Source organism: Serratia symbiotica, assembly GCF_000821185.2.
Lineage (GTDB): Bacteria > Pseudomonadota > Gammaproteobacteria > Enterobacterales > Enterobacteriaceae > Serratia > Serratia symbiotica.
Genome location: NZ_CP050855.1, coordinates 1,145,492 through 1,171,228, shown reverse-complemented (window position 1 = coordinate 1,171,228; position 25,737 = coordinate 1,145,492). Strand labels below are relative to the sequence as shown.

Annotated in this window: 20 protein-coding genes and 3 pseudogenes; 14 read left to right on the top strand and 9 right to left on the bottom strand. The window is 50.9% G+C overall.

The annotated features are described in order from the left end of the window. The first annotated feature begins 398 nt into the window (after window positions 1-398). The 3 genes from SYMBAF_RS06010 to SYMBAF_RS06000 all read left to right on the top strand — a co-directional run bounded on the left by SYMBAF_RS06010 (window position 399) and on the right by SYMBAF_RS06000 (window position 3,955). On the top strand, window positions 399-782 hold the full coding sequence (locus SYMBAF_RS06010; protein ID WP_237162959.1) for a DUF2946 domain-containing protein: 384 nt from the start codon (window positions 399-401) through the stop codon (window positions 780-782). A gap of 214 nt (window positions 783-996) precedes the next feature. Continuing rightward, a complete protein-coding gene (locus SYMBAF_RS06005) occupies window positions 997-2,985 on the top strand; it encodes a TonB-dependent copper receptor (RefSeq protein WP_410176128.1) in 1,989 nt (662 codons plus the stop codon). Window positions 2,986-3,088: 103 nt separating this feature from the next. Beyond that, window positions 3,089-3,955: a YopJ/AvrA family T3SS effector serine/threonine acetyltransferase gene (locus SYMBAF_RS06000; protein ID WP_040265982.1), complete on the top strand. Its 867-nt coding sequence runs from the start codon at window positions 3,089-3,091 to the stop codon at window positions 3,953-3,955. A 105-nt stretch (window positions 3,956-4,060) separates the two neighbouring features. Here SYMBAF_RS06000 and SYMBAF_RS05995 read toward each other — a convergent pair whose 3' ends face one another. The 3 genes and pseudogenes from SYMBAF_RS05995 to SYMBAF_RS17585 all read right to left on the bottom strand — a co-directional run. Continuing rightward, on the bottom strand, window positions 4,061-5,542 hold the full coding sequence (locus SYMBAF_RS05995; protein WP_040265984.1) for an alpha/beta hydrolase: 1,482 nt from the start codon (window positions 5,540-5,542) through the stop codon (window positions 4,061-4,063). A gap of 116 nt (window positions 5,543-5,658) precedes the next feature. Then, window positions 5,659-5,988 (bottom strand): annotated as a pseudogene (locus SYMBAF_RS17590) (serine hydrolase family protein); the annotation flags it as partial. A gap of 101 nt (window positions 5,989-6,089) precedes the next feature. Further along, window positions 6,090-6,194 (bottom strand): annotated as a pseudogene (locus SYMBAF_RS17585) (recombinase family protein); the annotation flags it as partial. A gap of 63 nt (window positions 6,195-6,257) precedes the next feature. On the opposite strand from SYMBAF_RS17585, the gene SYMBAF_RS05990 reads away from it, so the two are divergent. Further along, window positions 6,258-6,506 (top strand): glycine zipper domain-containing protein, encoded by a 249-nt coding sequence (locus tag SYMBAF_RS05990; protein ID WP_040265986.1) that lies wholly within the window; start codon window positions 6,258-6,260, stop codon window positions 6,504-6,506. A gap of 104 nt (window positions 6,507-6,610) precedes the next feature. Here SYMBAF_RS05990 and SYMBAF_RS05985 read toward each other — a convergent pair whose 3' ends face one another. Further along, complete coding sequence (locus SYMBAF_RS05985) at window positions 6,611-7,324, bottom strand: flagellar brake protein (RefSeq protein ID WP_040265987.1); 714 nt, start codon at window positions 7,322-7,324, stop codon at window positions 6,611-6,613. A gap of 811 nt (window positions 7,325-8,135) precedes the next feature. Here SYMBAF_RS05985 and SYMBAF_RS05980 point away from each other — a divergent pair. The 4 genes from SYMBAF_RS05980 (at window position 8,136) to uspE (ending at window position 11,172) form a co-directional block, all read left to right on the top strand. Beyond that, window positions 8,136-8,447, top strand: a complete 312-nt coding sequence (locus SYMBAF_RS05980; protein ID WP_040265988.1) for a hypothetical protein — start codon at window positions 8,136-8,138, stop codon at window positions 8,445-8,447. A gap of 191 nt (window positions 8,448-8,638) precedes the next feature. After that, window positions 8,639-9,163, top strand: coding sequence for a methylated-DNA--[protein]-cysteine S-methyltransferase (ogt, locus tag SYMBAF_RS05975; protein ID WP_040265989.1), 525 nt, complete (start codon window positions 8,639-8,641; stop codon window positions 9,161-9,163). A 165-nt stretch (window positions 9,164-9,328) separates the two neighbouring features. After that, complete coding sequence (locus SYMBAF_RS05970) at window positions 9,329-10,090, top strand: FNR family transcription factor (protein ID WP_040265990.1); 762 nt, start codon at window positions 9,329-9,331, stop codon at window positions 10,088-10,090. Between the two features lie 131 nt (window positions 10,091-10,221). Then, window positions 10,222-11,172 carry a universal stress protein UspE gene (gene uspE / locus SYMBAF_RS05965; RefSeq protein ID WP_040265991.1) on the top strand — a complete coding sequence of 317 codons (951 nt, stop codon included), beginning with the start codon at window positions 10,222-10,224 and terminating at the stop codon, window positions 11,170-11,172. A 69-nt stretch (window positions 11,173-11,241) separates the two neighbouring features. Here the strand turns inward: uspE and pntB are convergent, their stop codons facing one another. The 3 genes and pseudogenes from pntB to SYMBAF_RS17580 form a co-directional block, all read right to left on the bottom strand. Next, entirely contained in the window at window positions 11,242-12,630 is a 1,389-nt protein-coding gene (gene pntB / locus SYMBAF_RS05960; RefSeq protein ID WP_040265993.1) for a Re/Si-specific NAD(P)(+) transhydrogenase subunit beta, read from the bottom strand. A 10-nt stretch (window positions 12,631-12,640) separates the two neighbouring features. Further along, window positions 12,641-14,167 carry a Re/Si-specific NAD(P)(+) transhydrogenase subunit alpha gene (gene pntA, locus SYMBAF_RS05955; RefSeq protein ID WP_040265995.1) on the bottom strand — a complete coding sequence of 509 codons (1,527 nt, stop codon included), beginning with the start codon at window positions 14,165-14,167 and terminating at the stop codon, window positions 12,641-12,643. Between the two features lie 760 nt (window positions 14,168-14,927). Further along, window positions 14,928-15,199 (bottom strand): annotated as a pseudogene (locus SYMBAF_RS17580) (hypothetical protein); the annotation flags it as partial. A gap of 422 nt (window positions 15,200-15,621) precedes the next feature. Between SYMBAF_RS17580 and ydgH the strand changes: the two are divergent. After that, complete coding sequence (gene ydgH, locus SYMBAF_RS05945; RefSeq protein ID WP_040265999.1) at window positions 15,622-16,572, top strand: DUF1471 family protein YdgH; 951 nt, start codon at window positions 15,622-15,624, stop codon at window positions 16,570-16,572. Between the two features lie 649 nt (window positions 16,573-17,221). On the opposite strand, the gene SYMBAF_RS05940 is transcribed toward ydgH, so the two are convergent. After that, window positions 17,222-17,632, bottom strand: coding sequence for a hypothetical protein (locus SYMBAF_RS05940; protein WP_040266001.1), 411 nt, complete (start codon window positions 17,630-17,632; stop codon window positions 17,222-17,224). A gap of 185 nt (window positions 17,633-17,817) precedes the next feature. Between SYMBAF_RS05940 and folM the strand changes: the two genes are divergently transcribed. The 5 genes from folM to SYMBAF_RS05920 all read left to right on the top strand — a co-directional run bounded on the left by folM (window position 17,818) and on the right by SYMBAF_RS05920 (window position 21,858). Further along, window positions 17,818-18,540 carry a dihydromonapterin reductase gene (gene folM, locus SYMBAF_RS05935; RefSeq protein ID WP_040266003.1) on the top strand — a complete coding sequence of 241 codons (723 nt, stop codon included), beginning with the start codon at window positions 17,818-17,820 and terminating at the stop codon, window positions 18,538-18,540. Between the two features lie 74 nt (window positions 18,541-18,614). Then, window positions 18,615-19,337 (top strand): two-component system response regulator RstA, encoded by a 723-nt coding sequence (gene rstA / locus SYMBAF_RS05930; protein ID WP_040266004.1) that lies wholly within the window; start codon window positions 18,615-18,617, stop codon window positions 19,335-19,337. Beyond that, window positions 19,334-20,635 carry a two-component system sensor histidine kinase RstB gene (gene rstB / locus SYMBAF_RS05925; protein WP_040266006.1) on the top strand — a complete coding sequence of 434 codons (1,302 nt, stop codon included), beginning with the start codon at window positions 19,334-19,336 and terminating at the stop codon, window positions 20,633-20,635. The genes rstA and rstB overlap by 4 nt, the downstream gene beginning before the upstream one ends. A 171-nt stretch (window positions 20,636-20,806) precedes the next feature. Beyond that, on the top strand, window positions 20,807-20,887 hold the full coding sequence (ydgU, locus tag SYMBAF_RS18685) for a small membrane protein YdgU (protein WP_455567153.1): 81 nt from the start codon (window positions 20,807-20,809) through the stop codon (window positions 20,885-20,887). A gap of 128 nt (window positions 20,888-21,015) precedes the next feature. Beyond that, window positions 21,016-21,858: a trypsin-like serine peptidase gene (locus tag SYMBAF_RS05920; RefSeq protein ID WP_040266008.1), complete on the top strand. Its 843-nt coding sequence runs from the start codon at window positions 21,016-21,018 to the stop codon at window positions 21,856-21,858. On the opposite strand, the gene hrpA is transcribed toward SYMBAF_RS05920, so the two are convergent. Further along, entirely contained in the window at window positions 21,855-25,694 is a 3,840-nt protein-coding gene (gene hrpA / locus SYMBAF_RS05915) for an ATP-dependent RNA helicase HrpA (RefSeq protein WP_040266279.1), read from the bottom strand. The genes SYMBAF_RS05920 and hrpA overlap by 4 nt on opposite strands. Window positions 25,695-25,737 lie beyond the last annotated feature (43 nt).

The following is a 25,737-nucleotide window of genomic DNA, read 5'->3' as shown; positions in this document are numbered from 1 at the left end:
TTTACTGATGATGCCTGAGATCCTAGAACGCTGGAAGTTATGCGCTTGATCACCCGTATAGAGCATGGGGTTTATTTGTGATCCGACCAAAACCCGCTATCTGAGACCGCGTCTGTGACCATGCTGGAGACTCTGGTGCACTATCACCACAACTATTTACTCAATCCTGAGTACCCTGCTGTCTTCGAACTGACGGCAACCGTAAAAATAGGAACATACTCACTGATTAATTGTGAAATAACCCTGAGTATTCAAAAATGTTTTACCATTTGTATTAATAACCCAGTACAATGCCATACTTCGTTGTTAACCCTTTACTTAGGTTAAATGTGTCGTTAATTCAGACAAATGCATCGCGAGGCTTGGTGCCTACCTGGTTAGGGATTTTTGCGATTCTAATGCTGTTTGTTGCCCCAGTGATCTCACGATCTCTGGAACATACGCGCGTTGGCTGTTCTGAAACGACAAGTATGGCGGATTTCGGCATGAAAATGCTGATGCATCATCAATCTACAAACCCGCCGCAGGCACAGCCCGGCGCCCCACCCCCGATGATGCATGCCAATAGTAGCCATAATATGGCAATGATGATGGACGACAACGCCTGCGGTTACTGCACCTTGTTAATCCATGTTCCGTTGCTGGATTTGGCGCAGTCTCCACTGTTCTGGTTTGGCTCGATAATTTCCCGGTCACTACCAATACACTACATCTTCCCTTTATTTGCTCATGTCGTTCATACTGAACTACAACCCCGCGCGCCGCCAATATCACTTCGCTGATTTAAAAGAAAACCTACAGCGCTATTGTTCAGATTATTCCAGTATCATGACTGGGATAACCCCATATTTAAGGCAGCTTTTTTTGCCACGATTATTTATGCCTGATGAAAATAAGCTGCCAGCGAAAACCATTTTTATATATAAAGGTACGATGATGTTCGTAGAAACTACACTTTATACAAAGAACGCCGTAAGCCGTTCGATTACTGCCGCCATGCCGCTATTCTTGCTGGTAGCCTTCCAAAGCCAGGCTGCACAGCCGCACCAGCCCTCCTCTCTTGGGCCTATAAATGATGGCGAAGTGATCACAGTCATTGCACCACTCTACTCGCCATTGACCATAGTGACTTCACCTAAAACGCCAAGACAACCAGTGCCTGCCAGCGATGGTTCCGACTACCTGAAAACTATTCCTGGCTTTTCTCAAATCCGCAATGGCGGCACCAACGGTGATCCTGTGTTGCGCGGCATGTTTGGTTCACGATTGAAAATTCTCACCGATGGCTCGGAACTATTGGGTAGCTGCCCCTCGCGTATGGATGCACCCACTTCATATATCTCACCAGAGAGCTACGACCTGTTAACCATCACCAAAGGGCCGCAAACGGTGCTTTGGGGGCCAGGTTCGTCAGCAGGCACGGTGCGCTTTGAACGTGAGCGCCCACGCTTTGATAAACCGGGTATTAAAGCCAACGCCAGCGTGTTGACTGGCTCTAATGGCCGATGGGATGAGAATATCGATGCCAGTTTGGGTGCAGAACAAGGCTTCCTGCGAGTGATGGGCAATAAATCCCGCTCTAACGACTATCAGGATGGTACCAACAACCGGGTGCCATCACGCTGGGACAAATGGAACGGTGATTTAACGCTAGGATGGACGCCAGACAGCGATACCCTATTAGAAATAACTATGGGCAGAGGCAATGGTGAGGCGCGTTATGGCGGCCGAGGGATGGACGGTTCGCAGTTCAAGCGCGAGAGCCTGGGTATGCGCGTTGAAAAATCTAATATTGGCGATGTGCTCGACAAACTGGAGGCACAAGTTTATTACAATTACGCTAACCACATCATGGACAACATCACCCTGCGCTCCCCCAGTAGTGGCGGCATGAGCGGGCATCACGGTATGCATATGGCTGCCGGTATGGCCATGCAGGTCGATCGCCGCACCATCGGTGGGCGTGTGATGGGAACTTGGCGATGGCAGGACGTCAAATTGGAGAGCGGTGTTGACACCCAGACGAATACCCATCGCAACATGAGCCGTGCCATCTGGCAAAAAGATGCGCAATTCAATAACTACGGTGCCTTCGGTGAACTGAGTTGGAATGCCAGTGAGCAAAGTAAAGTGATCGGCGGCGCGCGTCTCGATCGCAGCCTGGTAGAAAAATTTGCCAACAGCAAGGACGTGGAACGTTCGGACACGCTGCCCAGCGGCTTTGCGCGTATTGAACATACGCTCGCGGAAATGCCGCTGATGCTTTACGCTGGCATTGGCTATACTGAGCGTTTTCCCGACTACTGGGAACTGTTCTCGCCAACCTTCGGCCCTGATGGAGGTAAAGATCCGTTCTCCCGCGTGAACAGCGAGAAAACGACCCAGATTGACATCGGTGCTCAGTACAACGGCACGCGCCTCAGCAGTTGGGTCTCGGCCTACGCAGGCCGCGTTGATGACTTTATCCTGTTCAAGTATGATCCCCACAACGCGCGTATCAGCCAGGCCGATAACGTTAACGCAAATATCATGGGGGCGGAGATGGGCTTTGGCTATCAGTTGAGCGAAGACTGGAAAACTGATGCTAGCCTGGCCTACTCATGGGGCAAAAACACCCGCGATAACCAACCATTGCCGCAGATCCCACCGCTGGAAGCACGCTGGGGGCTGACCTATGAGCACGGCGACTGGAGCAGCACTGCCTTGTGGCGACTGGTCAGTAGCCAACATCGTGTGGCGATCAACGAAGGCAACGCGGCAGGTAAAGACTTTGCCGCCAGCCCGGGGTTCGGTGTACTATCGGCCAACGTGGCCTATAAGGTAAATAAAAACCTCAAGTTAAGTACTGGGCTGGATAACATCCTTAACAAAGCCTACAGCGAACATCTGAACCGGGCAGGCAACAACGACTTTGGCTATTCAGCCAATACTTCTCTTAACGAGTCGGGCCGCACTCTGTGGGCCAAAGTTAACGTCAGCTTCTGATTGAAACCGGGCGGGGAATGGCCCTCGCCCGGTAAACCCATCACCATCAAGGTAATGTGTAAAACTCATATTCAATGCCTATTTCTGACATGGAGATTAATATATGCCTGGATCACTAGATTCAATAAACAGAGCCAATAGTTCATTAAAAAAAGAAGATGATACCCTACTCAGTGATGAATCATTAAAAAGTATTATTACACGTTTAGAGAATGACATTAGCGATGGTAGTTGGATCTATACCAATTATGTAAGTACAGATATTAAAATGATGCCAGCCCTAGTAGATCAAGCAAATAATAAATACCCGGAGATGAACCTTAAATTTATCACAACACCACGAGACCTTCCCATAGCAATAAAAAATGCGATCGATGACGGAATTGAATCTTCCAGACTTATAACTAACATGGGGGATAGGGGAACCCATTTTTCAATTATCGATTATAAAATTGTCAATAATAAGACATCATTGGTATTGTTTGAACCTACAACCTTCAATGGTCTTGGCTCGGCAATGCTGGCGTTGAGGACAAAAATGGCCATTGAATGTTATCAATTACCTGATTGTTATTTTTCCCTGGTGGAAATGGATATTCAACGAAGCTCATCCGAATGTGGGATTTTTAGTTTGGCTCTGGCTAAAAAACTTTATCTCGAATCTGACAAGTTAGAAAAAATACACAAGGATAATATTGACGGTGTCTTATGTGAGCGAGGTGCTACTTTATCTCATGAAAAGTTGGATAAATATCTTCCAGCCAATTTTTACAAGCATACGCAAAGTATAAATCGTCTCAATGAATATGTAAAATCAAATCCAGAGGCTGAAAACAAGATCATTAACAAAAAAAATGAGACTATTTTTGAAAGATTTAATAATAACTTGGTTGTAATAAATGATAAAAGTTTATCTATCTCTTCACACAAAAAAAGGATTTCCGAATATAAATCTCTGATTAAATCATAATGTTTGGCGGGTTTCCGTTTACAACCCAATCATTGCCATTCAATTATCCGTCACCTGCGCGTTTCCCCCTTGATATCCTTGCGAACGTTTATTCATTGCGTCCTGCTAGCGGCAGACCTTATCATGCCGGGGCTTTTTCGGTGCCAGCAGATAATCTACTACGCTCTCATCCACACAATGGTCGGCCCCCTTCAGGACTAGCGTATGTCCGTCCCGCTCGCGGGTGATCAGCGGACTTTTGAACCAGTTGGCCATCATCTGCGCATTACGATATGGCGTAGCGGGGTCGTAACGTTGGCCAACAAACAACAGCGGCGGTAGTGTTGGTGAAACTACCGGCACATGCGGGCGCAATTTGCCAGGGTACGGCCATAAATCGCATATTTCGAGTGGGTATTCATGCAGCGGTAAATAGTGAGCATACATTGCCGTGGTGTTGATTTCCTGACGCTGTCTACGCAGTTGCGGCTCGCTGCCTGGGTTAGCAACATCCGCACAAGTGATGACATTCAGCGCATCTTCAGCATCCGGCGAATAACTTTCGTCGACTAGATCGGATAACTGCTGGCTGGCGATCCCGGTATTTATTTGTTGTAGCACCACGGCCAATTCATGCCAGCGATCTGGCCACGTCAGCAGCGTTCGGGTCAGGGTCACCACATCATCGGCAGAAATCTCATAACCTGCCTGGGTGATGAAAGGATGATCGTGCAGTTTGCGCAGTAATGCGTGGTAAACTTGTATCGCCTGATTGGCATCGGCAGGTAACGGGCAACTGCCCGTTTTGCCACAGTAAGCGGCGAAACGCAGGAAACTTTGCTGATAGCCGCGTTCCTGGTTGATACGCTGGGTAAAATTATCTGCGGCAAGATCCATGACACCATCTAGTACCAGCGCGCGGGTTTTCTTCGGATAGCGTTCGGCATACAGCACTGCCACTTTAGTGCCGTAGGAATATGCCACTGCGGTAAGCGCCGGTTCACCCAGCGCGTGGCGAATCAGGTTCAGATCGTTGACCGCCTCATCAGTACCCATATGCTGCAATATTTCTGCGCCAGTACCCTTGATGCACGCGTTGATCATCTTGCGTACCTGTAGCTCCGCCGCAGGAATATCATTACTATTGTTTGACAGTGTCTCGTTGTTTTCTGCCAACTGGCAGGTGATCTTCGGCGTTGATTGCCCCACGCCGCGAGGATCGTAGCCAATGATATCGTAGGATTTTCTCAGCCTGGCATCACCCACCAGTTGCGGATTAATGCCGGGTTGCCCTGGACCACCGCTAATCACCACCAGACTGCCCTTTTTCACCCCTGTGGCCGGCAACAAGGTTAAAGCCAAACGTACTGTCCCATTATTGCCTGGCAGCATATGGCTGGCATTAACTTGATGGATCAACGGCACTTCAACATAGCCACAGCGTAAGCCTAGCGGTGGTGGCCCCATAAACCAGTGCTGAAATTCGCTATTCTGGCAGTATTGCCAGCGCATGCTGCTTTGTGGCACAGCAGCATGAAGTAACGGTTTGGCATAAGTAGGCAGATGAACGGCGGCGGCAAGCAACACTAGAATACGCAGTACTGACATGGGGTATCCTTTCTACTCGGAAAATCTGTCAGGGCTAATAAATTGCCCCGGTTAACCCACTAGACCATAAAATTCATTCAAGGTGAAGGTGCACAGTCTATATCGATACAATTCGGTGCCGCGACGATACCACGAGAACCACGCTCACCCGCACCCGCTTATCGGCAATGAACCAGCCCGCTCGAAGTACCGAGCGCAAAAGTGGCCCGTGCTGCCGTGAGGGTGCCGTAAGTATCTTGCCGGTTAACAGTTGGTGCAGCTTTTGTGCCATGATTTCAGGCGTAGTCGTATCGCGTTCGTCGCCAGACAAGGCTTGGTTCAACCCTGGTTCCCAGCGATCAAGACGGAGCAGTAAATGCAAGATGTTGTTTAGCGACAGGTGAGTACTCGACCAGGTCACGCTGACGATACTGTACGCGACGATCGAGCTGCTCCCGCCGGGAGTCATCCAGGGTCGCTTGGTGGGCAAAATGCAGCGAATAAGGGGCTGACGAGAATGTTGCATATTAATACTCCGCCTTGGTTTTTATTTAGGTGTTCATTAAAAATAATATAAACCGTTGAGCGGGCTATCTTCATTTGTACGTTCCAGTATGCGACGCCGTTCGGCCTGGGCCACGGCAGACAGAAAGGTGACAATCCTCTTCCCCAAGGCAAAGTAGGTATTCGTCTGCTAGGCTTAAGTTTTGTTAATGGTTGCAACAGGAGAGTCATTATGTTTGGGAAAGTGGAAGACAAAGCCAATGAAGTGGCTGGCACGGTAGAAGAAGCGTTTGGCAAAGCTACCGACGCGCCACAGCACCAGGTGTGTGGTGCCGCTCGCAAATATGCCTCGCAGGCAAGTTATGCTGCTCGCGGAGTCACCGAGAGCGTCAAAACACAGGTGGAGTCAAATCCGTTGACTGGCGTAGCCATTGCCGCAGCGGTAGGCATCGTGTTCGGCTTCCTCTTAGGACGCAAATAGCCCTGTCCTATTAAATATAACGGACTCATTATGAGTCCTTTTTGTTTCTCGCGCAACGCATCGCATTCAGCGCTTAGTAGGGGGGCGGTGGGCAAACCGATCATTCAGCGACGCTTCTTTTTGTTGAAATCTAGTTCGAAAGCAAAGACTGCGCTCTGAATTTTCCTTTCCATCGCCAACCCTAATTTGAGAAAGCGGCATGACAAGCGCGAGAAATGCACCACTCCCCCGTTGTCGTCAACGTCTTGATCCCGATTCACCACTACGAGCTCCATATTCACCTTAAAGCTGCCGTAGCTGCCGAGATCGAGATGCGCTTTTTTCAGCAATAGACCCGGCAGGAGAAACGCTGGCATCTGGCCATCAAAACGCAAACCCACACCACCTGCGGACAAATCTTGGATACGTAATTGATACGGCGTGCCGTCCGGGTATTCACCGCTACAAAAGAACTCGCGCCAGTGCGGAGGGGTGATGCGGAACTGACGTCGGCGCTGGATGTAGACCATTTCCTGCGGTAGTCGGGTTGACCACACTTGAATGCCCTGATGTTGAGTCAACTGCACTTGGTCAACCGAAAATTCAATCTTGGCATCATGACTTTCAATCACAATGGTAATTTCGCTGTCGGTCGCCGTTTCATTTTTGTTGCCGATGAAAACGATATTGTCCGGCCCAACACTTAATAACTGACTCTGAAACTGCTGCCTCTGGCTGTCTACCCGTAGTGGAGTACGTTGTTTGCAAATGTCACGTAAAATCGCCAGAACTTCAAAACGTTCCCGTTTAATAAATAGCCCATTATCACTGTGCTCCACACGTTTCTCCTGGCAATTTTCAATGTCACTTACAAAATTTATTATATCAATAATCTATGGGAATATTCCTAAAGTCAAATCCACCATCCGCTAAATGTTTCCACAGTAACAGGAAAAGTGCATAATTTTGTGTATTTTTAACCAGATAATAACACGATATAGAGAGAATGCTGGCAACTACACTATGCCCGTTTTGCGGTTAATGTAATGATACTGCGGGTATTTTGCCAGATAGACACCGATGACCAGCCTCTAGTGATCCAGACAGAGTAAACCGATCGGGTAAAACTGCGATGCTCAGCTTGGATTTTCTGTTGCAAGGCGCATTTCTCCACACATCCCTATCAGTGAACAACTAAGAGCCTAAATGGGATAAGTTCTTAGTGTATGGGGTGGGATAGCTACGGCAATAGCCTGTTCCACTAACACGTAAGTTACCTACCAAGGAGCAGGGCATAGAACTTAGGCGCACCATGTGCCATCTACTGACTCAATCGCTGTAAACTTAAGCTGTATTTATGACTCTAGTATGCCAGTGACATGACAAAAATGAACTCCCTCGACTATCAAGTATAGCAAGTACTGGTTCCGCCCACCGCATCCGGTAGTGTCACCATCGAACATTCATTAACCTTTCTCCACTATGATCTATATCATAGTATTTCCTCAGTGCTGCCTTTATCATTAACTCACAGAGGCAAGGAGAGTTATAATTTTGCCATTTTTTTGTTTTCCTTTGATTATTTTACTTTTTTGATAATTAGCTGTTTTTTTATTGATTGGCGGCATTTTCATTTAAGAGGAACCGCATATGAATCATGACCTCATCGCGTTAGGTGTATTGGCGATCCTTCCACTTACTTTGCAAGCCAAACCGCTTGCGGGTAGCCCAGTTTCCTCAGGTATTATCCGCTTCACCGGCTCTGTTACTACGCCGACCTGCACCGTTATGTATCAGCATAAGCAACTTGTCTCCCACTGTTTCAGTAATATCGCAGAAAACCAAAATGGCTATATCGTTAGGCCATTAAATAATGTGCTTTCTGAATTGGTTTCCAACGTAACTAGCGAAAAGATTCACAATAAATCAAATTTAGAACGTGTCACCATCAGTTATAAATAGCTCAACGCAGTGCATAGCTAGCTATAATGGGCGATGTTAGATATCCCATCACTAATTTATAAATTTTATTTATAAATTAGTGAATAACGGTTGAATGATTTACCCCTCGCCCCCCTTCCAAGCACGAAATCTGCCATTCTCCCGTCGCGTTTTATGCAATAATCGCCCTATCACACTAGGGAGTGATTCAAATGCAAACTCTCTTACTCGATCGTATGGCTACACCGATAGGCGAGTTGATACTGATTGCCGATGAACAAGGTCTCCTGCGCGCCATTGATTGGGCCGATCATCAAGTGCGCCTGATGAAACTGCTGAACATCCATTGCCAGGCAAACTATTTTCAGCTTAGTAAACAACGCAATCCTGGTGGCTTTACGGAGGCAATGCAACAATATTTTGCTGGTGAACTGGCAGTGATAGATCACCTACCGATCATGACCGCCGGTAGCGAGTTTCAGCGCACCGTCTGGCGGCAGCTACGCCAAATCCCTTGCGGGGAAATCCTCACTTACGGTGAATTGGCTAAACGCATTGGTCGCCCGACCGCTTCGCGCGCAGTCGGTATGGCCAACGGTTCTAACCCAATCAGCATCGTGATCCCCTGTCACCGTGTGATAGGTGCCCAAGGCGCGTTGACCGGCTATGCTGGTGGCATACAGCGCAAGCAATGGCTACTGCAACATGAAGGCTATTTGCAGCAGGATCAGCGTTGATCCTGCCAGCAGTATAGACTAGTTAGCCGGTGACAAAAATTGTCAATATGTGGCATATTTGACTAAAAATAGCCGAATATTTCGATAATCTTGTTAGTGTCGCCTTATCAGTTGTGGCAAAAGATGTTAAAATTGACTCACATCAATTTTGTATGAGCGTAATCTATGATCCCGGAAAAACGCATAATCCGTCGTATCCAATCTGGTGGTTGTGCAATCCATTGTCAGGACTGTAGTATCAGCCAACTATGCATTCCTTTTACCCTTAATGCTCATGAGCTGGATCAACTCGACAACATTATTGAAAGGAAAAAACCAGTCCAGAAAGGTCAAGCGTTATTCAAGGCTGGAGACAATCTAAAATCGTTGTACGCTATTCGCTCTGGAACCATTAAAAGTTACACCATCACTGAACAAGGGGACGAGCAAATCACCGGTTTTCACTTGGCGGGTGATCTGGTCGGTTTCGACGCTATCGGCGATTTGAAGCACCCCAGCTTTGCTCAAGCACTGGAAACCTCAATGGTATGCGAAATCCCATTCGAAACGTTGGACGAGCTATCCGGCAAAATGCCTAACTTGCGCCAGCAAATCGTACGACTGATGAGCGGCGAGATTAAGGGCGATCAGAATATGATCTTGCTATTGTCGAAGAAAAACGCCGAAGAGCGTCTGGCAGCGTTCGTTTACAACCTTTCGCGCCGCTTCGCGGATCGTGGATTCTCGCCGTGTGAGTTTCGCCTGACTATGACACGCAGCGATATTGGCAACTACCTCGGCCTGACAGTAGAAACCATCAGCCGCTTGTTAAGCCGCTTCCAGAAAAACGATATCCTCAGCGTGAAAGGAAAATACATCACCATCGAAAATGTTGATGCCTTATCGATGTTGGCGGGTGTGCCCAACACCAACGTAATCGCTAGCTAGCGTTTGATCATCAGTAGGTTAAACACTTCACCGAAATTATTGAACGACACACTTGTGTAGTTGTTCTGTTTTTCAATGTTCGGTTACTCTGTATATAAACAGACCGTTGATTTAGCTGTTAAGGAGACCCTATGGCGAAGTATCAGAATCTTCTGGTGGCTATTGATCCCGATAGAGATGATCAACCCGCACTACGGCGGGCGGTGTATCTGGTTAGGCGCAATGGCGGACGCATTAAGGCTTTCCTTACTATCTATGATTTCTCCTACGAGATGACGACTCTGCTCTCACCGGAGGAACGGGCGGCGATGCAGCAGGGCGTGATCAGCCAGCACACTGCGTGGATCAACCAGCAATGCCGTTTTTATCTCGACGAAGGCGTGCCTATTGAAATTAAAGTGGTCTGGCATAACTGTCCCTTCGAGGCAATCATTCAAGAAGTGCTTTCCGGCTCACACGATCTACTGCTGAAAATGGCGCATCAGCACGACCGATTTGAATCGGTCATTTTTACCCCCACTGACTGGCATCTACTGCGCAAGTGTCCTTGCCCAGTATGGATGGTCAAAGATCAGCCCTGGCCAGAAGGCGGCAAAGCTTTGGTGGCAGTCAATCTGTCCAGTGAGGATCCATACCACGATCCGCTCAATATCAAACTGGTGCAGGAAACTATTGAGTTGGCGGAAAATGTCGATCAAGCCGACATTCATCTAGTGGGAGCCTGTCCCGTCACCTCAATCAATAATGCACTCGAACTGACTGATTTTTCCCCCAGCGTCTATAACGATGCTATACGCGGCCAGCACCTGATTGCCATGAGGGCATTAAGGCAGAAGTTCTGTATTGAGGAAAAGTTTACCCATGTTGAAAAAGGGTTACCGGAAGAGGTGATCCCAGATTTGGCCGAGCAACTGCAAGCAGGCGTGGTAGTGTTAGGAACGCTGGGGCGCACTGGCATCTCCGCCGTCCTTATCGGCAACACGGCAGAACATGTGATCGATCATCTTAAATGCGATTTGCTGGTGATCAAACCGGATAACTTCAACTACCCGTTCAAAGCGGACAACGACGATAAACTTTAAGCTCTACGCCTAAAAAAATGCCAGTCACCTCACACATGACTGGCATTAGGTTTTCATTCGCGCGTTACACTACAACGCCCGTAGGATCGCTTCTACGCTCTCCTTGGCATCGCCAAACAGCATGTGGGTGTTATCTTTAAAGAATAGCGGGTTTTGTACCCCGGCGTACCCAGTATTCATCGAACGTTTGAATACGATAACATTCTGCGCCTTCCACACCTCCAACACTGGCATGCCCGCGATTGGGCTATGTGGATCGTCAAGCGCCGCCGGGTTCACCGTATCGTTGGCACCAATCACCAGTACGGTATCGGTATCTGAGAAATCTTCATTGATTTCATCCATCTCAAGTACAACGTCATACGGCACTTTGGCTTCCGCCAGCAGCACATTCATGTGGCCCGGTAAGCGGCCAGCGACCGGGTGAATACCAAACCGCACGTTGATACCGCGTGCACGCAGCTTCTCAGTAATTTCCGCCACCGGGTATTGTGCCTGCGCCACCGCCATGCCATAACCTGGGGTGATAATCACCGAAGTAGAGTTCTGCAACTGCTCGGCCACCTCTTCTGCGGTGGTTCCACGGTAGTCGCCCATTTCTTCAGCTTCACCAGTGGAAGAACCATCAGTGCCAAAGCCGCCAGCGATCACGCTGATAAACGAACGGTTCATCGCCTTGCACATAATGTAAGATAGAATGGCACCTGAAGAACCCACCAACGCACCAGTAACGATCAGTAGGTCATTGCTCAGCATAAAGCCTGCCGCCGCCGCCGCCCAACCTGAGTAAGAGTTGAGCATCGACACCACCACTGGCATGTCGGCACCGCCGATAGACGCCACCAAATGCCAGCCGAATGCCAGCGCAATCACCGTCATCAGCAACAATGCTACCACCTGCCAACCTAGGCTTCCGGTGCAAACGAACATCAACAGTAATAGGAAGGACAGCGCAAGCGCCGCTAAATTCAGCTTGTGTCGGTTTGGCAGCATCAGCGGCTTGGACGAGATGATGCCGCGCAGTTTGCTAAAGGCGACGATCGAACCGGTGAAAGTCACCGCGCCGATAAAGATGCCGAGGAACACCTCCGTCAGATGGATATTCTCCATCACTGGCTCCATCGGTATACCCTGATCAAGATAGCTGTTGAAACCGACCAGTACCGCCGCCAACCCGACGAAACTGTGCAGTACCGCTACCAACTCCGGCATCTCGGTCATTTCGACCTTCCTCGCCAGATAAATGCCTATCGCGCCGCCAATGATCATGGCGATAATGATCCAACCGATGTTGCCGGAATCCGGTCCCAGAATGGTGGCGATCAGCGCAATCGCCATGCCAACGATGCCGAACAGGTTGCCTTGCTGCGAGGTTTCGTGGCGTGACAGCCCCGCCAGGCTGAAAATAAACAGAATAGCGGCAACAATGTATGCAGCTGTGACTAATCCTCCAGACATTTGCTACCCCTTAGTTCTTGCGAAACATCTTCAGCATGCGCTGAGTGACGGTGAATCCACCAAAAATATTGATGCTGGCAATCAGTACAGCGATAAAGGAGAGGAAGCTCACCCAACCACCGTGACCAATCTGCAATAAGGCACCGACCACGATAATCCCTGAGATCGCATTAGTGACCGACATCAAGGGGGTATGCAGTGCATGGCTGACATTCCATACTACGTAGTAGCCTACCACGCAGGCCAGCGCAAACACGGTAAAGTGTGATAGGAACTCTTTTGGTGCCGCGCCAGCCAGCCAGCCGAACAGAATAATTGCCAGGGCGATCAGTGCATATTTTAATCCAGGCGATAGCGGTTGTGCCGCAGGCTTGGCCAAAGGTGCGGCCTGTGCTGGCTTAAGCTGTGCGGAGACTTGGATAGGTGGTGCTGGCCAGGTGACTTCGCCGTTGCGCACCACGGTGACACCCCGGATCACCGTGTCTTCGAAATCGATATCGATTTCACCATTTTTCTCTTTCGACAGTAGCTTCAGCAAGTTAACCAGGTTGGTGCCGTAGAGCTGAGAAGACTGAGTCGGCAAGCGGCTCGGCAGATCGGTATAGCCGATGATCTTCACACCATTGTCGGTGACGATCACGCGATCAGCCACGGTCAATTCGCAGTTGCCGCCGGTTTGTGCAGCCAGATCAACGATCACGCTGCCCGGCTTCATCGAGGCCACCATCTCTTTGGTGATCAACTTCGGTGCCGGCTTGCCAGGGATCAACGCAGTGGTGACAATGATGTCCACCTCAGCGGCTTGGGCAGCAAACAACGCCATCTCCGCTTTGATGAAGGTATCGGACATTACTTTCGCATAGCCATCACCGCTGCCCGCTTCTTCCTCGAAGTCCAGCTCTAAAAATTCTGCGCCCATACTCTGTGCCTGCTCTTTCACCTCTGGGCGGGTATCAAAGGCACGCACGATAGCACCGAGGCTACCGGCTGCGGCGATCGCCGCCAGGCCAGCAACGCCAGCGCCGATGATCATCACTTTGGCGGGCGGCACCTTGCCAGCTGCAGTGATTTGGCCGGTAAAGAAGCGGCCAAATTCATGCGCCGCCTCCACGATCGCCCGGTAGCCAGCGATGTTAGCCATAGAGCTGAGTGCATCTATTGACTGGGCGCGAGAAATGCGCGGCACCGAGTCCATCGCCAGGGCGGTGATGTTTCGCGCCGCCAGCTTTTCCATTAGCTCAGGGTTCTGCGCTGGCCAAATGAAACTGACCAGCGTGCTGCCCTCATGCATTAACGCGATTTCATCTTCTGCTGGCGCGTTAACCTTTAAAATCAAATCTGACTGCCAAACATCGCCGGTGTTGGTGATAACCGCTCCAGCAGCTTCATAATCGGCATCATCAAAACTCGCCAGTTTACCCGCCCCGCATTCAATCGCGACGGTAAAACCCAGTTTAAGCAACTGCTCCACCGTTTTTGGTGTTGCTGCCACCCGGGCTTCATTGGCCAACCGTTCTTTTGGTATACCAATACGCATCATGTTCCCTTCCCACCTGTCATGGATAATGTTTATCTTGCTGCCCATAGTACCGGCACTAGTGCACAAGGTTTTGCTGATAGCTGCCCGTCCGAATTTTAGGTGCCACCCATAACCTACTTGAAAATATATCAGGCGATGATATGACAAGTCGCAATTTCTAGTGAAAAAATCATACGGAACATCACTTTTACCACAACATTGCGATTCATGTCGCGGCGACAATATTTACTTACAGGGGTTATTGGGTCGCGCAAGGGAACTTCCCCCCTGCGCTCCCTTCGCATCGGGACGACAGGTTCCCTCGTTCCATGCCAGAGCCTGTGTTGTGCTCATGCTGTCTCTATGCCGGATGCCGACCAGCCAAACCAGATAACCGCTGGACTTATCACGCACCGCTTAGAAAGCGCATTTTTGACATCATCTTGTTCCTTTCGACACTGCATCTACAGTTCACTCTCGTTCATCTTCACAACACATACATGACGCATCTGACTGCGCCTTTTCCCTGACGCTCACCACCACCGCTCTTAACGGCAGCAGCTCAGGGTAGTTTGAAGGCTGCGTCTGGACACCGCCTCCGAGGGGCCTACCCTCATCTCTCGCACAGCATTGCACCCTTATTTGCCACAGGGTGCATTCGTGGCACACCTACGCCGGAACCGCGGAAATTTTGTCACCTTAACTTAAGCCCCTCAATCATGGCATCCAGATCGATTTCTTTTCCATCACTGATGAATGTGTAATGGCCATTTAATAGAAAGCAAAGCAGATACAGGTAGGTTTGCTCAGTTTTAAGTTTACGCAAGTCATGTACGGTGTAAAAGTTTGCAAAACTCGCAAAATAAAAGAGATTTTGCTGAGATAAGTCGAGTTTTGGCAATAACGCTTTTTCTCGGGGTCTAGCGGCTTAGACAGGATATCAGCCAGGCGTTGTCGTTCGACAGACAGCGTTGGACTGATAGTGTCCTACCTTGGTCGGACAATCTTGTTATCCCGTAGCCAACTGATCAACTCTGCTGCAACTTTGCCATGGCTTCCTGAATGTTCTCCGCTTTAAGTCGTTCTTCGGCATACATCTTTTTGAAACGGCGATTCTCCACGGCTCAGATTACGAGAAAATTCTATTTATAAGCACATCGATTCGGCGTACAACCCCTTACTAAAGTTTTTCATTAGCGATTTATCGTATGGGATGGGATAGCATAAAATGCTGAGACAGCTTGCAAGGTTACATGTAATAATTGGCAACTAGATTACACTTCGATCCTATCCCAGTAGGCATATATTGTTGCAGTCAGTTTGGACACCCACTGCAGGAACAACCGCAGCGTACAGTGAGGATGGTGAGCACTGCACAGAACCAGAATGGCAAAAAAATAGCCTAATGGGATAGGTTCTTAGACAGTTCACTGCTGTTATAAACGTTAATGCGATAGGCGAAAGGATTTTTTATGACGTTGAAGACCACGATCATCGTATCAGCTTTGTTATCACTTCCCGTACTTTCTGCTCACGCTGCGCAAGAATTAACGCCTGAAAAAGCAGCCGGGTTGCAGCCCTTTGATCGCATCACGATTACTGGCCGCTTCAATGCCATCAATGAGGCCGTTGCTGCCGTATCCCATCATGCGGACAAACTGGGTGCAGACTCTTTCTATATTCAGGGCAGCAATAGCAACAACAACAGTGGCAATTGGCGCGTGACCGCAGACCTTTACCACAAAAGTGCGCCAGAAGTAAGCAAAGAACCAAAATACCGCATATTTAACGGCGTAAACGAGCTGCCCAAAGAGCAGGCTTACTTGCTGGAACCTTACGATACCGTTAGAGTCAGCGGCTTCTACCGCAGTCAGCCAGACGTCAATGAAGCCGTCGCCAAAGAAGCGAGGAAAAAAGGCGCGGCCTCCTTCTTTATCGTGCGTCAGATTGATGCCAATCAGGGTGGCAACCAGTTCATCACCGCTTATATCTATAAAGCTGATGCGCCAAAACGCCGTGTACAAAGCCCCGACGTGATTCCTGCCGACTCTGACGCTGGCAGAACCGCATTGGCGGCCGGTGGCGCAGCAGCAGCGAATGTGGAGATCCCTGGTGTAGCCTCTTCCGGGTCACCAAGCCGCAATGTGGGACGACTCTTCGAAACTCAGGCTTCCACCGGCAAACGCTACACTGTAACGCTGCCGAACGGTACCCAGATCCAAGAAGTCAACAACGTGACCGCCTCACAGATGGTGCCGTTTGATTCGATTACCTTTTCTGGTCATTTCTACAGTATGACCGACGTCTCCAGCGAAGTGGCGAAGCGCGCGGCCAAGAAAGGTGCCAAGTATTACCACGTTACCCGTCAATGGCAGAATGGGAGCGGTGGTAACTTGACCATTAGCGCCGATCTGTTCAAATAAGTATTACTTAAAGCCTATCTCAGTAGGCTTACATTGTTGCAGCTAGTTTGGACACCGACAGCGTGCACCCACCGGACACCGGAGCGTACATGTAACGTGAGGATGGTGAGTTCTGCCCCAGGGCCAAAATGGCAAATAAAATAACCTAATGGGATAAGTTCTTAACGGTTTACCATCGGGCAGCGCTTGAGTTGCCCATTTTTATTTGTACCCAATATACCATCCCGCTATATCCGGCGTGACCGGAATATGGAATCAGAATAACGATGTTCTCGGTAGCAATAATGTAGTGGATCAGTAATTCAGGACACTTCTAAATCCTGTTAATGTTAAACAGTGAATATGAGGTGATGAATGATCAAAACTCGTCGGACTAAACGTACATTTTCCCCGGCATTCAAACTCGACGCTATTGAGCAGGTGGTTAAATACTAGCGCGCTGCCCGGGAGAGTGCTCTGGCACTCGAACTCAATCCTGACCAGGGGCCTGTCCGGGCAACCGGCAGGTCTACTCGACTCAACCCCCTTTTTGGACGTCATTTCGGGTCTCCTTTCACTGAGCGCCTAGTCTTCAGCATCCCCGGGGTGGTTCAGATCAACCGGTTGGCTCAGAGAGAAAAAAACATTCTTGCCACAGAGAACAACCCGGTCAGTTTTTACAGGGGATGGTGATGCTCATTCGTTCCCCCTTCAGGGTGATAACCGTATCTTGCGCGCACTCTTTTTGGATCACCGCCAACTGTTCCGCTTTCAGCGTATAGGGTAACTGAATGTCAAATACCACCAACCCCTGTTGTGCGGCCAGTTCGATCAGCCGTACAATATTGGTTTCGTCACGAACCTGAGTGGATACCACTTGCAGCGCTAACTCTTTCAACTGTTCATTGCGCGTTTGTGACGTGGTCACTCGTGATTTCAACACCATGCCGAATATCGGCATCACACCATAAATAGCATCAACAAAGCGCCAATGCTTCTTGCACGAGGCGGACAGAAAATCCATGTAATCGAAACAGATTTTCTCACTGTGCGCGATGGATGCAAGGTGGCTATTGTTCATCCCCTCATTCCTCTCATGGCCAGTGTTAACCCATGGTATTTCAACCTGCCAATGGGCGAGAATGTGAAATTCATTGGGGGTCTTGATATCCAGAAGTAGATAATCGGTACTAAGCCTTATCGACTTTCCGCGTATGATGGCATAATTTGCCCATTGTTTGCCAGTCTGTTAAGGATCTTTAATTAATGGAACATTACCACTCAGCACCAGTGCTGATCACTGGCGGTGCTCGGCGAATTGGGTTGGCGCTAGCCAGGTCATTTTTGCTGCGCGGCATCCCGGCTATCATCGCCTATCGCAGCGATTGTCCGGCGTTGGCCGAGCTGAAAGGGCTGGGAGCATGTTGTATTCAGGGTGATTTCTCCACCCATGAGGGGATCTACCACTTCGCCGATCAAGTAAGGCAAGCTACGCCCAAGCTGCGGGCGGTGATCCACAACGCCAGCGCTTGGCAAGCCGAATCGCCGACAGTACCGCCGGAACAGGTCATGGCGGCAATGCTACAAATTCACGTCTATACCCCTTATTTGTTGAACCTATTGCTTGAACCTTGCATGCTCGGCCAGGGTCAGGGTAGTGCCGATATTATTCATCTGACCGATTATGTGGTGGAGAAAGGCAGCGATAAGCATATCGCCTACGCCGCCAGCAAGGCCGCGTTGGACAACATGACCCGCTCCTTCGCCCGCAAGCTGGCACCGGAGGTCAAAGTGAACGCCATCGCGCCAGCGCTGATCATCTTCAATCCCGATGACGATGAAGCCTATCGTCTGCAAGCGCTGGCAAAATCTTTGATGAAGGTAGCTCCCGGCGAGAACGAGGTGGTCAATCTGGTGAACTATTTACTGGAGAGCCGTTACATCACTGGCCGTACCCACGGCGTCGATGGTGGACGGCCGCTGACCTAAGTAAAAAAGTGCATGGCATAGCCCTGGACACCGCGCTATGCTGAACTCCGTTTTTCTAATAAAACCACAGTGATATGCATAAAATTGTTTTTGTAGAAGACGATCCTGAAGTGGGCAAACTGATCGCCGCTTATCTAGGCAAGCACGATATCGATGTGCGGATCGAACCACGCGGTGATAGCGCGCAAGCACGGATTGAGTTGGAACAGCCTGATTTAGTGCTGCTGGATATTATGCTGCCCGGCAAGGATGGCATGACGCTGTGCCGCGACCTGCGCCCATCTTTTCCCGGTCCGATCGTGCTGCTCACTTCTCTCGATAGCGACATGAATCATATCCTGTCGCTGGAAATGGGCGCTAACGATTACATTTTGAAAACTACGCCGCCAGCGGTGCTGCTGGCGCGGTTGCGTTTGCACTTTCGCCAGCTCAGCCAGCCGAAAGAAGAGCCGATTCAGACGATGATCCAGCATAACGCATTGTATTTCGGGCTGTTGTGCATCGATCCTGTCAACCGCCAGGTGAAGCTGGGGGATGAAACTATTACCCTTTCTAGCTCTGATTTTGATTTGCTGTGGGAACTGGCGACCCACGCCGGGCAAATCATGGCTCGCGAAGCCTTGCTGCGGAATCTGCGTGGCGTGAGCTATGACGGTCTTGATCGCAGTATTGACGTGGCCATTTCGCGCCTGCGCCGCAAACTACACGACAATGCGCTAGAGCCATTTCGCATCAAGACGGTACGTCATAAAGGCTACCTGTTCGCGCCGAACGCGTGGGGAACCATGCAGCAATGAGAAAGCTTTTTGTGCAATTCTTCCTGCTGCTATTCGTCTGTTTCCTGGTGATGGCGATGCTGGTCGGCCTGGTGTACAAAGTCACCGCCGAACGCGCTGGACGTAAGTCGATGGACGATCTGATGAAAAGCTCGCTGTATCTGATGCGCAGTGAACTGCGTGAGACCCCGCTCAAGGACTGGAACAAAACCATCGCCTCACTGGATTTGAACCTGTCTTTCAACCTGCATATTGAGCCACTCGGCAAACAGGCTTTAGCTGAAGAACTCAAAAAAAGGCTGCGACTAGGCGAGATCATTGCCCTTGATGATCAGTATACCTTTATGCAGCGCATCCCACGAAGCCACTACGTGTTGGTCGTCGGCCCGATCCCTTACCTGTTCTATCTGCACCAAATGCGGCTGTTGGATCTGGCGCTGCTGGTATTTATCGGTATGTCACTGGCGCTGCCGGTGTTTCTGTGGATGCGTCCGCACTGGCAAGATTTGCTCAAACTGGAGAGCGCCGCCCAGCGCTTAGGAGCCGGGTATCTGGATGAGCGCACCCATTTTGATCCCACGTCCAGTTTGAGCCGGCTCGGCGTGGCGTTCAACCAAATGGCGGACAATGTCAGTATGTTGATCGCCAGCAAGAAGCTGCTGATCGACGGTATCGCCCACGAGCTGCGTACCCCACTGGTACGTTTGCGCTATCGACTAGCGATGAGTGATAACCTGTCAGGAAGCGAGCAGCAAGCATTGAACCGCGATATCGGCCAGCTAGAATCGCTGATCGACGAGTTGCTGACTTATGCACGCCTGGATCGCCCGCAGGTGGCGCTGAATATTGAACCCCTCGACCTGCCAAAATGGCTTGAAGATAAGGTCGAGGATATACGCTTGATCCACCCAGAACGCGAGATCCAGCTCGATATTCCCCATATTGGCAGCTACGGCGGCCTCGACCTGCGGCTGATGGAGCGAGTGCTGGACAACCTGGTTAACAATGCACTGCGCTACTGCGAGCAACGGCTGCGCATCGGCCTATGGTTTGATGGCGATCTCGCCTGCCTACAGGTGGAAGATGACGGCCCCGGCATTCCAGCAGATAAACGCCAGCGAGTGTTCGAACCTTTCGTCCGTCTCGATCCCAGCCGTGATCGCGCTACCGGTGGCTGCGGTCTGGGGCTGGCGATCGTACATTCCATCGCCGTGGCCTATCAGGGGGAAGTGTTTGTCGAGAGCAGCCCTCTTGGCGGGGCCTGCTTCCGCTTCTGCTGGCCATTGATGCCTACGAGACAGCGCAGTATCCCACTTTGAACAAAAAGTGCCTCATTCTGGAGAACGTGAATCCAGAGTATGGCTGTACATTAGGTTACACGACGAAACCAAACACTCACGGAAAGCACCCCGCTGTTTGCCTAGTATCTTCCCCAAGAAAGCCCTAGCGGCCTAAAAAGGCCATAAAAAAAGCGATCGGAGGTTTCATCAATGCAACGTCGCTATTTGTTCGAAATCCTTTTGGCGGCCCTGATCCTCGGTGGGGTGATCGCTACTTTCTTTTATCTGTAACCAACCGCTGATTTTTGGTGAAAAATTTTCGAAAAATCAATTGGTGCATATCTCATGGTGACGCATCCAGTCTATAGTTAACATTCTGTATGTTTATGGGTGATGGATATTTGTTAGGCATGAGATCTATGCGCATATTCGTTTTGCTGGTGCTATGCACCATGCCGTTTACACTCCCCTCCTTTTCGGCTCGCGCCGACAGCTCAACTGGTGTTGCGGCGGCTGAGCAAACTCGCCTGTTTTTTGGCGAAGATGGCCGAGTAAAGATCACAGCAACGTCCGATTGGCCATGGTTGGCGATTGGTCAGCTAGAAACCGCTAGCGGCAATCTGTGCACCGCAACGCTGATTTCTTCTCATCTGGCGTTGACCGCCGGCCATTGCGTACTCACCCCACCAGGCCAACTGGACAAAGCTATTGAGCTGCGTTTTATCACGGATAATAACCACTGGAAATATCAGACCGAGAATATTGAGACGCTGGTTGATAGCAAACTGGGCAAAAAGTTGAAGCCGGATGGCAATGGCTGGAGCATTCCCCCGGCAGCGGCGGCCTATGACTTTGCGTTGATCCGTTTGAAGGATAAAACTCCGTTGCCACTCACACCATTACCCTTATGGCAGGGCGACAGCAAAGCCTTAACCCAGGCGTTAAAGCAAGCTCAGCGACTGATTACCCAAGCGGGCTATCCAGAGGATCATCTCGACGACCTTTACAGCCATCAGAACTGTAAGGTTACCGGTTGGGCGCAACAGGGCGTTCTATCGCATCAGTGTGATACCCTGCCCGGCGACAGTGGTTCCCCGTTGCTACTGAAAACCGCTGCGGGGTGGACGGTGATCGCTATTCAAAGCTCGGCACCGGCAGCCAAAGACCGCTATCGCGCTGACAACCGTGCATTGGCGGTACCTGGCATCCGTGAAGCGCTAAATGCGCTGCCCACTGGCACCAAATATTCTTTCCCCTACTAGGAAAGCTGCTCGATAGTTTGTAAAATTCGCTTGTCCGAAATCGGATAAGGTGTACCCAGGTGCTGAGCAAACAGGCTGACACGCAGCTCTTCGATCATCCAGCGCAGCGCTTTCACCTCGTCATCTTGCTGGCGCGTTGGCGGCAACTTGTTCAGCCACTGTTGCCAAGCCTGCTGCACCTGCCCCACCCGCAACATCTGCGCACGATCACGGTGCGGGTCGATAGCCAACTTCTCCAGGCGGCGTTCAATCGCCTGGAGATAGCGTAAGGTATCGGGTAGGCGCTGCCAGCCGTGCTGGGTGACGGATCCGCGATAAACCAACTCACCGAGCTGAGTTTTAATGTCTGACAACGCCAGCGCCAGCGACATATCCATCCGGCCCTTCAGCCGTTTGTTAATGCTGAATACTGCCGTCAGGATCTGTTCAACCTGCTTGGCTATCTCCACCACGGTGTCATTCAACTCTGCGCGAACTTGTTCCTGTAACCAGGCAAAACGTTCTTCCTGCCATACTGGCCCGCCATGCTGGGCAATCAACTTGTCGATACCGCAGGAAATGCAGTCGTCGATCAGATCCAGCACCTTGCCATAGGGGTTAAAATACAGCCCCAACTTGGCTTTGTTAGGCAACTTTTCATGCAAATACTTGATCGGCGATGGAATGTTCAGTAGCAGCAGACGGCGGGTGCCTTGCCACATCGCCAGGTGTTGCTCTCGTTCGCTGTCGAACAGGCGGATCGCCACGCTGTCTTTCTCATCCACCAATGCCGGATAGGCTTTCACCGAATACCCCCCGCGTTGTTGCTCGTAGAACGCGGGCAGTTGACCAAAGCTCCAAATATGCAAGTTGCCTTGTTCAAGACCTTCGTCCGCCACCGCAGACAATGTTTCCTGCACTTTGCCCTTCAATTGCAATCGTAGCGCGGCCAAATCCTTACCTTCACGCAGGGTCTGCTGTTTTTCACCCACCACCCGGAAAGTTATTTTCAGGTGATCGGGTACCTGATCCCACTGCCAATCATTGCGTGACACGGTCACACCAGTCATCTGACGCAATTCACGCTCCAATGCATCCAGTAACGGTAGCGCCAACGCGGTCACCCTGCCCAGAAACGCTTCGGCGTAGTTCGGGGCTGGCACAAAGTTGCGGCGCAGCGGTTTTGGCAGCGATTTAATCAATGCAATCACCAATTCACGGCGAATACCGGGGATCTGCCATTCAAAGCCCTGCTCCTCCACCTGATTGAGGATCGGCAGCGGGATATGCACCGTTACGCCATCAGCGTCGGCACCCGGTTCAAACTGGTAAGTCAGGCGCAGCTTGAGGTTACCTTGATGCCAGAAGTTCGGGTAATCCAGCGCGCTAACCTTGTTGGCACCATCCTTGATCAGCATCTCTTTTGCAACATTGAGCAGATCCGGCTGCTGCCGGCGGGCATTTTTCCACCAATGATCGAAATGCCTCCCAGACAGCACATCATTCGGGATGCGCTGGTCATAGAAGCTGAACAGCGTTTCATCGTCCACCAAAATGTCGCGGCGGCGCGATTTGTGCTCCAGTTCTTCCACTTCGGCGCGTAGTGTGCGGTTCTCGCGCAAGAACGCGTGGTGCATCTGCCAGTCCCCCTCCACCAGCGCATGGCGGATAAACAGCTCGCGGCACAGCAGCGGATCAATGCTGCTGTAATTGACTTGACGGGCGGCGACAATCGGTAGGCCGAACAGCGTCACCTTTTCGCTGGCCATCACCGCGCCTTGGGATTTCGACCAGTGCGGCTCGCTGTAGCTGTGCTTCACCAGATGCTGGGCCAGTGGTTCGATCCACTCAGGTTCGATACGCGCGCCAATGCGCCCCCACAGACGGCTGGTTTCCACCAGTTCGGCGACCATGATCCATTTCGGCGGCTTCTTGAACAGGCCGGAACCGGGGAATAGCGAGAAGCGGGCATTGCGCGCGCCGGTAAATACTTGTTTGTCTGCGTCCTTTTGGCCGATATGCGACAGCAGCCCGGCCAGTATGGCGCTATGCACACTGCGATAGTCGGACGGCACACTGTTGACTGGCAGCCCTAGCTCTTTCACTACCTGGCGCAACTGGGTGTATATATCTTGCCACTCGCGCACCCGTAGGTAATTGAGGAAATCATCACGGCACAGCCGGCGGAATTGGCTGGAGGAGTGCACTTTTTGCTGTTCCTTCAGGTAATCCCACAGGTTGACGAACGCCAGAAAATCCGAATCCTTGTCGGCAAAGCGGCGGTGTTTTTCGTCTGATGCCTGCTGTTTATCCATCGGCCGTTCGCGCGGATCTTGGATCGACAATGCAGCTGCAATGATCATTACCTCTCGCAAGCTACCGCTCTTTGGGGCTTCCAGCACCATGCGCGCCAGGCGTGGGTCGATCGGTAACTGCGCCAACTGGTGACCCTGCGGCGTCAACTGATAATGGCCGTTGTCGGCGGTTTTGATGGCACCCAGCTCTTCCAGCAACCGCACACCGTCTTGAATATTGCGTTTATCTGGCGCTTCTACAAACGGGAAAGCGGCGATATCACCCAGCCCTAGCGATGTCATCTGTAAGATAACCGACGCCAGGTTGGTACGCAGGATCTCTGGATCGGTAAATGCTGGCCGCGACAGGAAGTCCTGCTCCGAATACAGACGGATACACACGCCTTCTGAGACACGACCACAGCGTCCTTTACGTTGGTTGGCTGAAGCCTGTGATACCGGTTCAAGCGGCAGGCGTTGCACCTTGGTGCGCGAGCTGTAACGGCTGATGCGCGCTGTGCCTGGGTCGATAACATATTTGATGCCCGGCACCGTCAACGAGGTTTCCGCCACGTTGGTCGCCAGTACAATGCGGCGGCCATGATGCGACTGGAATACCCGATTTTGTTCGCTGTTAGACAGGCGTGCATACAACGGCACCACCTCGGTATGCGGCAGGTTAAGCCGATTTAGCGCCTCAGCGGTGTCGCGGATTTCCCGTTCGCCACTCATAAAAATCAAGATATCGCCCGGCCCCTCACGCCCCAGTTCGTCCACCGCATCGAAAATTGCCTGCAACTGATCACGATCGGCATCGTCCGCATCGCTAACCACTGGCCGGTAACGCACTGCCACCGGGTAGGTGCGACCAGAAACTTCGATGATTGGCGCATAGTTGAAGTGGCGTGAAAAACGTTGCGGATCGAGGGTAGCCGAGGTGATGATCACCTTCAAATCTGGGCGTTTCGGCAGTAACTCACGCAAATAGCCGAGGATAAAGTCAATATTCAGGCTGCGCTCATGCGCTTCATCGATAATTAGCGTGTCGTATTGCATCAGCAGCCGATCTTGCTGGATCTCTGCTAACAAAATGCCGTCGGTCATCAACTTGACCAGGGTGTGGTCACTGACTTGATCGTTAAAACGCACCTTATAGCCAATGCTGCCACCAAGTGGCGTTTCCAACTCGTCGGCGATGCGTTGAGCCACTGAACGTGCCGCCAGACGCCGGGGTTGGCTATGACCAATCAGCCCCTTCACTCCACGCCCTAGCTCCAGACAGATTTTTGGCAACTGGGTGGTTTTCCCCGATCCGGTTTCACCGGCGACGATCACTACCTGGTTTTCGCTGATGGCATGCAGAATGTCCTGTTTTTTTTGGCTGACCGGCAGGTTCTCCGGGTAGGTGATGTCTGGGCAAGCCGCAGCACGCGCCTGCGCTTTTTGCCGGGCCGCCGCAATGTCACTTTCCAGCTCAGCGGCTACCGCCAACTGCGCACTGGAATTTTTGATTTTTCTTGCTCCCTGCAAACGGCGCAGTAGGCGTTGTTGATCGCGCAGCATCAGTTCGCCCAGTTGGGCCGACAATGCGTCGAGCGGAAATTTT

Coding starts and splice junctions, on each gene's coding strand:
- SYMBAF_RS05940 (WP_040266001.1), bottom strand. CDS start 17,632: ATGAACAATAGCCACCTTGCATCCATCGCGCACAGTGAGAAAATCTGT.
- SYMBAF_RS06010 (WP_237162959.1), top strand. CDS start 399: ATGCTGTTTGTTGCCCCAGTGATCTCACGATCTCTGGAACATACGCGC.
- folM (WP_040266003.1), top strand. CDS start 17,818: ATGGAACATTACCACTCAGCACCAGTGCTGATCACTGGCGGTGCTCGG.
- rstA (WP_040266004.1), top strand. CDS start 18,615: ATGCATAAAATTGTTTTTGTAGAAGACGATCCTGAAGTGGGCAAACTG.
- SYMBAF_RS05920 (WP_040266008.1), top strand. CDS start 21,016: ATGCGCATATTCGTTTTGCTGGTGCTATGCACCATGCCGTTTACACTC.
- ydgU (WP_455567153.1), top strand. CDS start 20,807: ATGCAACGTCGCTATTTGTTCGAAATCCTTTTGGCGGCCCTGATCCTC.
- SYMBAF_RS05995 (WP_040265984.1), bottom strand. CDS start 5,542: ATGTCAGTACTGCGTATTCTAGTGTTGCTTGCCGCCGCCGTTCATCTG.
- rstB (WP_040266006.1), top strand. CDS start 19,334: ATGAGAAAGCTTTTTGTGCAATTCTTCCTGCTGCTATTCGTCTGTTTC.
- SYMBAF_RS06000 (WP_040265982.1), top strand. CDS start 3,089: ATGCCTGGATCACTAGATTCAATAAACAGAGCCAATAGTTCATTAAAA.
- SYMBAF_RS05980 (WP_040265988.1), top strand. CDS start 8,136: ATGAATCATGACCTCATCGCGTTAGGTGTATTGGCGATCCTTCCACTT.
- pntA (WP_040265995.1), bottom strand. CDS start 14,167: ATGCGTATTGGTATACCAAAAGAACGGTTGGCCAATGAAGCCCGGGTG.
- SYMBAF_RS05970 (WP_040265990.1), top strand. CDS start 9,329: ATGATCCCGGAAAAACGCATAATCCGTCGTATCCAATCTGGTGGTTGT.
- uspE (WP_040265991.1), top strand. CDS start 10,222: ATGGCGAAGTATCAGAATCTTCTGGTGGCTATTGATCCCGATAGAGAT.
- SYMBAF_RS06005 (WP_410176128.1), top strand. CDS start 997: ATGCCGCTATTCTTGCTGGTAGCCTTCCAAAGCCAGGCTGCACAGCCG.
- SYMBAF_RS05990 (WP_040265986.1), top strand. CDS start 6,258: ATGTTTGGGAAAGTGGAAGACAAAGCCAATGAAGTGGCTGGCACGGTA.
- pntB (WP_040265993.1), bottom strand. CDS start 12,630: ATGTCTGGAGGATTAGTCACAGCTGCATACATTGTTGCCGCTATTCTG.
- hrpA (WP_040266279.1), bottom strand. CDS start 25,694: ATGCTGCGCGATCAACAACGCCTACTGCGCCGTTTGCAGGGAGCAAGA.
- ydgH (WP_040265999.1), top strand. CDS start 15,622: ATGACGTTGAAGACCACGATCATCGTATCAGCTTTGTTATCACTTCCC.
- ogt (WP_040265989.1), top strand. CDS start 8,639: ATGCAAACTCTCTTACTCGATCGTATGGCTACACCGATAGGCGAGTTG.